This window comes from Alteromonas sp. AO-Serp, from assembly GCF_017849675.1.
Lineage (GTDB): Bacteria > Pseudomonadota > Gammaproteobacteria > Enterobacterales > Alteromonadaceae > Alteromonas > Alteromonas macleodii.
Window position 1 is genome coordinate 1 of sequence record NZ_JAFLMX010000313.1, and the last position, 10452, is coordinate 10452.

General features: G+C 45.3%; 14 protein-coding genes. 5 read left to right on the forward strand and 9 right to left on the reverse strand.

Annotated elements, in window-relative coordinates:
• Positions 1–341: YicC/YloC family endoribonuclease (locus QVA83_RS19845; RefSeq protein WP_287498859.1), on the reverse strand; the 341-nt coding region annotated here is incomplete at its 3' end.
• Positions 342–642: 301 nt separating this feature from the next.
• On the opposite strand from QVA83_RS19845, the gene rph reads away from it, so the two are divergent.
• Genes rph through tusA form a run of 3 tightly spaced genes read left to right on the forward strand, consistent with a single transcriptional unit; the run spans position 643 to position 2305 of the window.
• A complete protein-coding gene (gene rph, locus QVA83_RS19850) occupies positions 643–1356 on the forward strand; it encodes a ribonuclease PH (protein ID WP_014951432.1) in 714 nt (237 codons plus the stop codon).
• 57 nt (positions 1357–1413) lie between these two features.
• Positions 1414–2055, forward strand: coding sequence for an orotate phosphoribosyltransferase (gene pyrE / locus QVA83_RS19855; RefSeq protein ID WP_278346355.1), 642 nt, complete (start codon positions 1414–1416; stop codon positions 2053–2055).
• Positions 2045–2305, forward strand: coding sequence for a sulfurtransferase TusA (gene tusA, locus QVA83_RS19860; RefSeq protein ID WP_014951430.1), 261 nt, complete (start codon positions 2045–2047; stop codon positions 2303–2305). The genes pyrE and tusA overlap by 11 nt, the downstream gene beginning before the upstream one ends.
• A gap of 21 nt (positions 2306–2326) precedes the next feature.
• Here the strand turns inward: tusA and QVA83_RS19865 are convergent, their stop codons facing one another.
• The 6 genes from QVA83_RS19865 to QVA83_RS19890 all read right to left on the reverse strand — a co-directional run bounded on the left by QVA83_RS19865 (position 2327) and on the right by QVA83_RS19890 (position 6645).
• Positions 2327–2506 (reverse strand): hypothetical protein, encoded by a 180-nt coding sequence (locus tag QVA83_RS19865; RefSeq protein ID WP_014951429.1) that lies wholly within the window; start codon positions 2504–2506, stop codon positions 2327–2329.
• A gap of 25 nt (positions 2507–2531) precedes the next feature.
• Entirely contained in the window at positions 2532–2993 is a 462-nt protein-coding gene (locus QVA83_RS19870) for a hypothetical protein (RefSeq protein WP_014951428.1), read from the reverse strand.
• A gap of 162 nt (positions 2994–3155) precedes the next feature.
• Positions 3156–3746: a YqaA family protein gene (locus tag QVA83_RS19875; protein WP_283645053.1), complete on the reverse strand. Its 591-nt coding sequence runs from the start codon at positions 3744–3746 to the stop codon at positions 3156–3158.
• A gap of 25 nt (positions 3747–3771) precedes the next feature.
• The gene (locus tag QVA83_RS19880; RefSeq protein ID WP_156079073.1) at positions 3772–5064 is read right to left on the reverse strand and encodes an amidohydrolase family protein; all 1293 of its coding nucleotides are present in this window, start codon (positions 5062–5064) and stop codon (positions 3772–3774) included.
• A gap of 149 nt (positions 5065–5213) precedes the next feature.
• Positions 5214–5798, reverse strand: coding sequence for a DUF1285 domain-containing protein (locus tag QVA83_RS19885; protein WP_069945233.1), 585 nt, complete (start codon positions 5796–5798; stop codon positions 5214–5216).
• Positions 5785–6645, reverse strand: a complete 861-nt coding sequence (locus tag QVA83_RS19890; RefSeq protein WP_014977825.1) for a DUF3014 domain-containing protein — start codon at positions 6643–6645, stop codon at positions 5785–5787. Before QVA83_RS19890 ends, QVA83_RS19885 begins: the two co-directional genes overlap by 14 nt.
• 381 nt (positions 6646–7026) lie before the next feature.
• On the opposite strand from QVA83_RS19890, the gene QVA83_RS19895 reads away from it, so the two are divergent.
• On the forward strand, positions 7027–7419 hold the full coding sequence (locus QVA83_RS19895; protein WP_014951423.1) for a hypothetical protein: 393 nt from the start codon (positions 7027–7029) through the stop codon (positions 7417–7419).
• Positions 7420–7509: 90 nt separating this feature from the next.
• Entirely contained in the window at positions 7510–7818 is a 309-nt protein-coding gene (locus tag QVA83_RS19900) for a DUF6482 family protein (RefSeq protein ID WP_014951422.1), read from the forward strand.
• A 175-nt stretch (positions 7819–7993) separates the two neighbouring features.
• On the opposite strand, the gene QVA83_RS19905 is transcribed toward QVA83_RS19900, so the two are convergent.
• Both QVA83_RS19905 and QVA83_RS19910 read right to left on the reverse strand, forming a co-directional pair.
• Positions 7994–9361: an ABC1 kinase family protein gene (locus QVA83_RS19905; RefSeq protein ID WP_287498860.1), complete on the reverse strand. Its 1368-nt coding sequence runs from the start codon at positions 9359–9361 to the stop codon at positions 7994–7996.
• Positions 9362–9726: 365 nt separating this feature from the next.
• Positions 9727–10146 carry a hypothetical protein gene (locus QVA83_RS19910; RefSeq protein ID WP_278346545.1) on the reverse strand — a complete coding sequence of 140 codons (420 nt, stop codon included), beginning with the start codon at positions 10144–10146 and terminating at the stop codon, positions 9727–9729.
• Positions 10147–10452: the final 306 nt, after the last annotated feature.

The window sequence follows — 10452 nt, forward strand, 5'->3', positions numbered from 1 at the left end:
CCAGGCCAGCGCAAAACGTCTAGTGGGTTTACACCCGTAGACTGGCCATGGGATTGCACCCAATCAGCAGCGTGAAGCACTTGCTTAGCCAACTCTTCATTTAAGCTTAGCTTAGTTACAGCAGCATCGTTGGCAGTAAAACGCAGCGCACATTCCACCTTACCTCGGGCTAGCTTTTTACGGAATCGTTCACGTAAAACCGGCTCCAATGAGCGAAACTGTTCCGGCAGGCGAAAGTAAGTTTCTAAAAAGCGTTGGTTGACCGAGCGTATTTCCCACACGGCTGAGCCCCACTCTTTTTTGGTTTCTACGCGTGCAAACGCTGTCATGCTGTAAATCATAAATATCCTTTAAATTTAACTGAAAGCCTGCAAAAACAACCCGAACGTCGTGTTGTATACGTGAATATCTACAGCAGGTTTTCTTGTATTTTGTATATTAGCGCACATTTACGTAATTCAATAAGCAAACATGTAAAGTTCGTTTTTAACGGCCGCGGGTATTGCGTTATACTTAGGCGCAATTTCGTAGCTACATCGAATTTATAGGTTTTGACCGCGAATTGGGCTTTCTATTCACATATCGCCAATAAAACCTGTAAAACGCTACCCTTTTTTAAGCACTTACGTTGTGGAGAACACTATGCGTCCAAGCGGCAGAACCGCCAGTCAAATTCGCCCTGTTACAATTACTCGCCAATACACTTGTCACGCAGAAGGCTCTGTTCTTGTAGAGTTTGGTAACACTAAGGTGTTGTGTAATGCGACGGTAGAAGAAGGTGTGCCACGCTTTATGAAGGGCCAAGGGAAAGGCTGGATTACAGCTGAGTACAGCATGCTTCCACGTGCTACTCATACGCGAAGCGGCCGTGAAGCGGCGCGCGGTAAACAAGGCGGCCGCACGTTAGAGATCCAGCGTCTAATTGCGCGTTCACTACGCGCAGCGGTAGATTTAAAACTTCTGGGCGAAAACACCATTACGTTAGACTGCGACGTTATTCAGGCCGACGGCGGTACGCGTACAGCGTCAATTACCGGTGCGTGTGTAGCTCTTGTTGATGCACTTACTTACATGCGTGCAAAAGGCATTATCAAAACTAACCCGCTTAAACATATGATTGCCGCTCTTTCAGTAGGTATTTACGAAGGTACGCCAATCGCTGACCTTGAGTACACCGAAGACTCTGAGGCAGAAACAGATATGAACATTGTAATGACCGAAACCGGCAAGCTGATTGAAGTTCAAGGTACTGCAGAGGGCGAACCCTTCTCGTTTGAAGAGCTTGACGAGATGCTGAAAATTGGTAAGCACGGTTTACGTGAATTGTTCGACATTCAAAAAGCGGCGCTAGCATAAGCGAGTCATCGACACGTAGTTAGAACCAACGCGTAAATTAGAAATTAAGAGGTCATCATGAAAGCGTTTCAGCGTGATTTTATTGAGTTTGCCATTGAACGTGGCGTACTGAAATTTGGCGAATTCACTTTAAAGTCAGGCCGCGTTAGCCCGTACTTTTTCAATGCCGGTTTGTTTAATCGCGGTGGCGATTTGGCTAAGTTGGGGCGTTTTTACGCTGATGCGTTAATGGACGCAGGCGTTGCGTTCGATGTACTTTTTGGTCCAGCCTATAAGGGCATTCCTATTGCGACAACAACAGCCGTTGCATTGGCCGATAGCCACAAGCTTGATGTCCCTTATTGCTTCAACCGCAAAGAAGCGAAAACCCACGGTGAAGGCGGCAATCTAGTTGGCAGCCCACTAGAAGGTAAGGTTATGCTGGTGGATGACGTGATCACTGCGGGTACGGCTATTCGCGAATCGATGACCTTAATCGAGCAACAGCAGGCTAGCTTGTCTGGCGTGCTGATTGCGCTAGACAGACAAGAGCGCGGTAATGGCGAACTGTCAGCTATTCAAGAGGTCGAGCGCGATTTTGGCACTCAGGTTATCTCTATTGTATCGCTTGCCGATGTCGTGGCTTATCTGACCGAGAAAGGCGGGTTTGATATCGAAATCAGCGCCATTAACACCTATCGTGAAAATTATGGCATCTGATTTTGACAGCGCATTTAGCGCGGCTAGTCAGCATTTAGATGCGCTAGGATTGCGTTGCCCAGAGCCAGTAATGATGGTGCGTCTGAATATTCGAAAGCTGGCCGATGGGGAAACTTTATCGGTCACGGCTGACGATCCCTCAACGGCCAGAGATATTCCTAGCTTTTGCCGCTTTATGGACCACACGCTGGTTGCGTCTCAAACCGAGACCATGCCTTACCAATACGTTATTAAGAAAGGGCGCGCTTGAGCGCCTTTTTTGTTACTGTTTCTATTCGCGGCCGCTAGCAGCCTGCAATAAAAGTTGCTTCAAAACCTGCTTGCTTCGCGAACAGGTACAGTGAATATCTGTCATGTGTAGCACTTCACCATTAAGCATTTTTTGAAGTACAGAAGCTCTAACGTTTAATGAGACAAAGCCGTCTTCGCTTGAAATTTGTTTCGACGCCATAACTATCTCCTTTTATCTAAAGTATTTAATGCACGGCCACAGAAGCGAGTCGTTTGCTTGCTTGGGGGACATAGGTTTGCTCAAGGGTATGCTGAATGGCCGCGATTAGCCTGCATATAGAAGGATTGGTGGCATGCAGGGGTAATATGGCAATAAGCTGTTGCTGACATTCTTGTAAAATAGCGTGAGATTCTCGCTTCCTATGTTCTTCGGCAAGCAGAGAAGATAAGTACATTCCCATAGTGGAAAAAGCGAGTACGTCTTCTTGAACTACACTGACTTTCTGCAAAGAGGTAGGCTGAAGCGCATTAAGGATAACCTTTGCGGCCTCAAAGGTTTGATAGCCTAACTCTCTCGCATAATCCAATCTGCCCTGTTGATGGGCTTGCTGCGTCTGCGCTTGCATAGCATAGCGATGCTGTCGCGCGTTTGAAGGGTTTAGCTGTAGCCACTTTTTGTAAACTGGGCATAGCCGCTGAACATTCATATAAGCACCTCCTGTTTTTTATTACATTAGTGCAAATAAGAATCATTATCAAATGTAAAGTTCAAAAAATCTATTGGGTTGATTTGATATTTACGTTGTCGTGAACCAACGGCATCGTTTGTCTCGCCTATTAAGTGCTTTGAGTCACTAGTACAGGCGAGCTTATTGGCTGATTAAATTTGAAAGCCACCATAAGAGAAGCACTGCAACTGTGATAGCAATAACCGCTTTCATTTTGTAGCGCTTAATGAGCTGCTCAGCTTTGTCTCCTGCGTAATAGACCACGGCTGCGAGTCCGAAATAGCGAATTGAACGTGCAATAACAGTAGCTAAAAGAAAAAGCGGAAGTGAGTATTGGGTTGCACCTGCAGCAAGCATCGCAACCTGAAAAGGGATAGGGGCAATACCTAAGGTCATTACGAACCAAAAACCTTGGTTTTGCATCTGCTGTTTTACACTGTCGAATTGGTCTTGGCTAAAAAAAGTATCTATAAGCCACTGACCAACCATATCGAAGAGGTAGTAACCGAGGGCATAGCCGAAGACTGCGCCAATCACACAGCCTATGGTGGCCATTAATGCAATTTTCCAAAGCGACTCCCGTCTTGCTTGCATTAGTGGCACCATTACGGCTTCTAGTGGTATAGGAACAATGGTTGATTCTAAAAATGAGGCAAGAGTGATGCCCTTTAACATATGCTTAGAATCGACAAGCTTTTTGGTTTTGTGCTTAACCTTTTTACCTAGTTCCATGTAATCTCTACCACTTTATTTTTCTCTACTGCTTGTAAACAACTCCGTCTTTCATCACAAAAGACACGCTTTCCATAAGCGATATATCGTCAAGCGGGTTGCCTTGAACCGCAACAATATCAGCCAACTTACCCTCTTCCAGCGTGCCAAGAATATCGCTGATACCTAGTAAATTCGCGCTATTCACGGTGGCACTTAGCAGCGCGTCGGCAGGCTTCATACCAGCTTCAACCATTAATGAGAACTCTTGCGCATTGTCGCCGTGGGCTGATACACCACTGTCTGTACCAAAAGCAATTTTTACGCCTGCTTTATGTGCTTGTTCAAAGGTATTTTGGATAAGCGGGCCAATGGCTGCAGCTTTCGGGCGCACCAATTCCGGAAAGAAGCCATCAATTTTGGCTTTGTCTGCTACAAACTTTCCTGCCAGTATTGTTGGTACATAGTAGGTGCCGTGCTTCTTCATTAAATTGCGGATTTCGTCATCCATATAAGTGCCGTGTTCGATAGAATCTACACCGGCTTCAATAGCCCGCTTCATTCCCTCTTTCCCATGCGCGTGCACCGCCACTGTCATACCGTAGTCTTTTGCCGTTTCAACAATTGCTTCTAATTCATCGGTCATGAATTGTGGGTTTTGGCCGCTTTTAGCTACGCTCAATACGCCGCCGGTTGCGGTGATCTTGATTAAGTCCGCACCATCTTGGTAACGAGTTCTTACTGCTTCACGGGCTTCAGCTTCGCCATTAACCACACCTTGCTTAGGGCCTACGTCTGGGCGAAGTAAATGAGATAAGCCATTACTTGGATCGGCGTGCCCGCCTGTAGTGGCAATAGATTTGGCAACGGTATAGATTCGCGGACCTGTAGCATAGCCTTTACTAATAGCGTTCCTTAGCGCAACGGTTTCGTTGTAGCCATCCCCTAAATTGCGAACCGTGGTGAAGCCCGAATCTAACGTAATCTTAGCGTAGTTCGCTGCCCGCAATGCATAGTCGGCTTCATTTAGTGAAAAGCGCTCCAGATACGTTTGAGGACCACCATGTTGAGAAGACAAATGAACATGCATGTCCATCAGACCTGGCATAACGGTTGACGTCTTCAAGTCGATGACAGTATCGCCTTCTTGGGCTTCAGCAAACCCCTTTTTTACCGCTTTGATCTTGTTGTCTTCAACAACAATAGTCACATTTTCCTGAAGAGAGTTTGATGTGCCAGTAAACACTTTTCCTGCATGAATCAGCGTGTCGGCTACAGTGGAAAAGGGCGATGAAAGTAAGGCACTGGCAACGGCCAGCGTAATCAGAGGCTTTTTCATGATATAGGTATTCTTGTTGATTGTTTTATAGACTATATCGAATGTAATGCAGTCAGAGGTATAACGCAAAACAAAGCGCTGTTAACGGTGCTTTATTGAAGATGAATTACGTTTTGATATGTTCGAAGAGACAGAAGCAACAAAGTAGGCTAGTTGCTTACTTCACCTAAAATAAAGGTGATGCCGTTTGACTGAATACTAAATTGCGTGCCGGCTTCATCCGGTTTTTCATCAGCTTGTTCAAGCAGTTGATAATAGGCATTTTGATGTAGTCTTGCCCACAAGTTTCTGCGAACGCATAGGTAGGGAATGGGCGTTGCCTCTGGATCTTGTATGGCTTTAGGCGGAACGCGAAGTTCGAGCTGATCAGCACGCTCTAACCTTACAATGTCGCCTGTTTGTGTGGTAAACACATAGGTGTTATCACTCGCTGATTCACCCTCTTCCCTATGCCATTGAGTTACAAGAAAAGGTGTGTCTTCAACGGTAATGCCTACTTTCTCTACGGGAGTAACTAAGAAGTACTTGTCACCTTCCCGCTTTAACACCGAAGCAAAAAGCTGAACCAAGCTTGCGCGCCCAATAGGACTGCCTTCATAAAACCATCTTCCATCAAGCGCTATAGTTAGATTAATGTCACCGCAAAAATCGGGGTTCCATTGTTCAACAGGAGGTAAAGGGCGCGCTTTTGACGACGTGCCCTTAAGCTGCTGCTGAAATCTAGTTAGATCCACGCTCTTCAACCAATACTTTTAGTTCGCGTAGCTTTGCCTTTATGCGACGCATGTTATCTGGGCCAGTACGAAGAAGTTGTTTCTGTGGCTCGTTTAAACTCTCTAGACGATCATCAGCATACTTGTAGGCGACCGAGTCGGTGTAAACCTCTACAGGAACCGGCACTTCAGGTGTATCAAGAAGCTGATCAATCGCTTCTAGCAATACGCTGTTGAAGTCTTGGTCAGGGCTTCCAATTTCGGCGTACTTCGCCTGAATGTCGTCTTTATAAATACCGTATATGTTAAGCAGTGCTTCGTTATTGAATGACTCCAACATATCTACGTATGGTGTATAACGTTTATAGCTTGCTGCATCAATCCATTGCTTGCCTGCTTGAGAGTATACGCGGAAGTTCTGCTCAGGTGGCGTTAGTAACTGGTGATTAGGCGCCATTTCATCATTTGCTAGATTCGTAACCGACACCACAAAGCGTTGAATTAGACCTTCATCAACCAGCATGCGGTTAACGGTTTCTTCGCTCGCAGACGAACTTTCAATAAGTGAAGCTTTCACCGCAGGATCGCTGGTATCCAGAGGTTCCGGTTCTGGTTCAACTGGCTCTGGAAGCGGCTCGACCTCGTCTTTTTCCTCAAGCTCTACTGTTGGGGCTGGCTGAGTAGGCTCAAATACTTCAGGCTCTTCTGGCGTAGTCACTTCAGGTTCAGTCACTTCGGGCTCAGGCGTAACTACTGGCTCAGGCTCATCGTCGCTGGGCCAAAACACAACAGCCAGAATAACAACAAGAAGGATGCCTACAATGATAAAGTGTGGGCCTAACGATTTCTTTTCCGACGATTCGCTCATAATGACTCCGCTACAAAACTATCCTTTTGGTAATACTACCAGAGATAACACCCAAATTTAGAAAATCAATCAAGAGAAATGTTCCCTTAGATTGTAAATTCCTTATTTTGAACACTTTTTAACGTAAAAAAGTCACTTTCCGATTTCTTTTTATACAAATTTAGTGGAAAACCCTCATTTTTTCTTCTCATTCACATTCGATATTATGTAAATGCAAAAATTATTTTTAAACAAATGTTTAACAAATTGGGTTTGTGTACTAATGTGTTGATTAGTCATTGAAAAGCAAATGCTAGCTCATTGTTATCTATAATAATTAGTGAATATTTCGAGCCTCACGACCCCGTTTCAACTTAAATGTGCCCTTATAGGATAATTAGCGTGAGTAAGTTTAGACAGTATCACCCTAAATTACACCGAGCAGTAAAACGCTACAGTGTTATGCAGCATCTAATCATGCTGGGAGTAATGCTTTATCTCCTTTTAAATATCAATAACTTGTCAACTAAGCATCAGATCATTGCTGTAGCGACTGTCATTGTTATGAGTATACAAAATGGCTTTATACTGTCTAAAGCGAAAGTCGCTTTAGCTGTTGAAGGCCCTAGGTTGCTGGTATTTCCATTACTATGGATTGCTTCTGGAATGGGAACGGCGGCGTTCCTATACAGTGCCTGCTCTCTTGCATCCTTACTGGTGTTGGCAAATGCAGTACGGTTTAAAAACCATCGACCTCCGCTAGATCTATCTAATGAACCTGAGCACCTTGCCTAACGTATATATTCTGCTTTTTAGCCCTAGCTTCCATCATTAAATAAGAATATAGGGCGTGCAAGGTGCATACTTGGTTCATGAGGTAGAAAAATGCAGAAGTTCTATTTTCGAGATATTGAAGAGTCGCCAACCGCGATAGATTATCTGGAAGTTCAGTCGTATGAGATGAATGTTTACCTGGTTTATCTCACTATCGGCAGTCAAAGTGGCATGCTTTACGACAACAAAGATAAGCCCATGCGTTTTTTTAGTGCCGGCCACATTCGCGAAGCCTTCGCGCATTGTCATGTTCAGCAGGCGGTGATGAAGCACGATACGCCTTACGATGAAATGATTGGCAACCCGCCAAAAAGTAAAGAGCAGATGGCGTTACCGTTCAGCATGGATTTGCCTTACTAGACTGTTGTACGAGTGCTATAGGCTTTTTGAAGTGGGTCCTATCTGAGTTCTGTAAGGTCGCAGCGCAACGTTTTCACAGTAAAACATGGCACAGCACCGCAAAACCGATCCAAACGATATATAAGCTGTGTAATAAGTAGTTTCTTACTCGCTTAACACACCAACGAAGTGCAGGTTATAGATTCAGCCATGTGCCTGCTGCCTTTCGCATATCTACTTTAGCTTTCAATCGTTTAGCCAACAGAAATAAGCCACCTAGCTTCCTGTGTATAAACAGGGCATCTACTGGCGGCGTATGCCAAAAATTGTGCTCCATAGTCAGCGCCATTCCCTTTTCGTGAAGCCTTGCAATGAGATCGCTTTGGCCAAAGTCATAAGCGCCCTCGCAGCGAATCGCTTCACACGCCTCCATACCAATGTTTATGACGGCGTCGACTTGCGTTTGAGAGTGGCTTTCGTCAATTAATCCTATGCGAAACGCGGCTTGCTGCATCATCGCTTTATCGTTGGCTGCGGCGCTGTTGAGTAACGCTTGATACTGGGCTGAAATGGCGTCAGGCACATCCCGTGTAGCACCAAAATCTAACAGAACGATTTCTTTTGTATCGGGATTAAACTGGTAGTTGGCTAAGTTAGGGTCGCTCTGCAGCAGCTTAAAATGAAAAATTTCATTAAAAAATAAAGTCATTAGCGCCGTCATCACGGCATCTCGGACGTCCTGAGGCTCGTTTATTAGCGCATCTAAGTCTTGCGCCTCTATGAAATCCATCGCTAACACGGTACTGGTGGTAAGGGGAGCAAAGGTTTGCGGAATGACAAACGCATTACTCCCCTTGTTTGGGATGTCGGTGCTTTCAACCAACGCGCGATAACGGTTGAGCATGTCAGCTTCTCGCACATAATCAGCTTCTTGGTGAAGCTGAGCTTTAGCTTCATGTAAAAGCGGGTTGATATCTAATGATTTGGGTACCAAGCCAGTGAGTTTTATAAGTGTAGCTACGTTGTCTACATCGCTATCTATGCTTTTTTTCACGCCAGGATACTGCACTTTTACTGCTAACATCCGACCGTCCATCGTAATGACTTTATGCACCTGACCAATAGAGGCCGCAGCTATAGGGGCAAAGGAAAAGTAAAGTAAGTCATCTTGCCATTTTTCGCCCCAAGACTGATTCAACGTGGCAATTAACTGGTCTTTTGGCATCGGGTCAGCGTCGTCCCGTAATCGGCCTAAAATTACCGCGAGCTCTTCGGGGAGAAAATCTCCTGCATCCATTGAAATAAGCTGCCCGAGCTTCATAGCTGCACCACGCATACTGGCAAGCTGATCTGCAATGTTTGAAATGTTTTTGGGCGTTAAGAGCAGCGAAGACAACGCGGGCTTCTCGCCCCTTAACAGTTGTCCTGCACCTTGTGATACTACGTTACCTGCAATTCTACCTGCCAATGAGCCCAAGCGGCCTATGCGCGATAAACGCGACGACGGTACCGCTCTACTAGAACGGGTTGGTGATTCAGCGGATTTATTGGGCTTCTCTGCCATAGGCTCACTCAGTTTTATTAGAGACGAAGGGTAACGTTTGGTTTGTTATTGGCTAAACATAACCTAAAAAAAGTAACTGGAGTTTATAAATTATACTGTCGGACAAAACGTCTGGATCGGGTTTCCAGCCAAAAGTCATTGAGGACCTGTTGACCATTGCTGTACATCAAAGAGCAACAGGACTTAATGTTTAGGAAGTGAGGTTGCCAACAGGGCGATCAACGGATAAGACAGCTGTTTAAACAGAAGTCTTATCCGTTGATCGCCCATAATGTACTTAAAAGAAATGTGGACTTACCGTTCCTAGTCGCTCAGCGGTTTCTAACTAGGCAAGTTGTACAAGGCAATTGTATAAACACTGTGTGCTAGATTATCTGTGAAATAAATTGAATCACTAGTCCAACAACGCTTCCATAAGCAAACCCAGCCCAGCCACTTGTCGCTCTATAACGCCAAAGTGCTGCACCAAAAAAGCCACACCAAAGCATGGCAGAATAGGTGGAAACAAGGCCGCCGCCCATCCCTGTATCTGGCAAAAACAGCATGACGACAAAGGTTAGCGCCATTGCGCCACTTAACAGCACCCACATGATATTTTTCTTATCAGCGAACGCATTGTTTTGTTTGACGTTCTTTGCATCGGCATCTTGCGTTTGCTGCGCACCTTCTGCTTGAACAGCGCACTGAGCTGCTTTAGATGCACGTAGTTTTCGTGCACTACGCTCGCTTCTTGATTGGGGGTTCTTGACCTGTGAAGGCAACGGTGATGCAGCGCTATGGGTCATGATGTACCTCATTAACTGAATTTAGTAACTGTTTATCCATAATTAAGGTAGAGCATGCATGCCAAGATGACTATACGACTTCGGTCTCACACGACAATTAGAAAACGTGTTTTAGGATTTTCCCTATTCGAATGCGGCGCTCGAATTAGAGGGGCAAAGGCTGAGGTAGGCATACATTATCTATAAGAACACCGTGAAGCACGTAAACAAAAAAGCCCACCCGCAATCACTGCCGTTTGACAAGGAATGCGGGTGGGCTTTCATAAACTTATACCGTTAGGTATTAGTGATGGTCGCTATTTTGGC

Excerpts from the sequence above, each read along its gene's own strand:
- rph (WP_014951432.1), top strand. The coding sequence starts at position 643 with ATGCGTCCAAGCGGCAGAACCGCCAGTCAAATTCGCCCTGTTACAATT.
- pyrE (WP_278346355.1), top strand. The coding sequence starts at position 1,414 with ATGAAAGCGTTTCAGCGTGATTTTATTGAGTTTGCCATTGAACGTGGC.
- tusA (WP_014951430.1), top strand. The coding sequence starts at position 2,045 with ATGGCATCTGATTTTGACAGCGCATTTAGCGCGGCTAGTCAGCATTTA.
- QVA83_RS19865 (WP_014951429.1), bottom strand. The coding sequence starts at position 2,506 with ATGGCGTCGAAACAAATTTCAAGCGAAGACGGCTTTGTCTCATTAAAC.
- QVA83_RS19870 (WP_014951428.1), bottom strand. The coding sequence starts at position 2,993 with ATGAATGTTCAGCGGCTATGCCCAGTTTACAAAAAGTGGCTACAGCTA.
- QVA83_RS19875 (WP_283645053.1), bottom strand. The coding sequence starts at position 3,746 with ATGGAACTAGGTAAAAAGGTTAAGCACAAAACCAAAAAGCTTGTCGAT.
- QVA83_RS19880 (WP_156079073.1), bottom strand. The coding sequence starts at position 5,064 with ATGAAAAAGCCTCTGATTACGCTGGCCGTTGCCAGTGCCTTACTTTCA.
- QVA83_RS19890 (WP_014977825.1), bottom strand. The coding sequence starts at position 6,645 with ATGAGCGAATCGTCGGAAAAGAAATCGTTAGGCCCACACTTTATCATT.
- QVA83_RS19900 (WP_014951422.1), top strand. The coding sequence starts at position 7,510 with ATGCAGAAGTTCTATTTTCGAGATATTGAAGAGTCGCCAACCGCGATA.
- QVA83_RS19905 (WP_287498860.1), bottom strand. The coding sequence starts at position 9,361 with ATGGCAGAGAAGCCCAATAAATCCGCTGAATCACCAACCCGTTCTAGT.
- QVA83_RS19910 (WP_278346545.1), bottom strand. The coding sequence starts at position 10,146 with ATGACCCATAGCGCTGCATCACCGTTGCCTTCACAGGTCAAGAACCCC.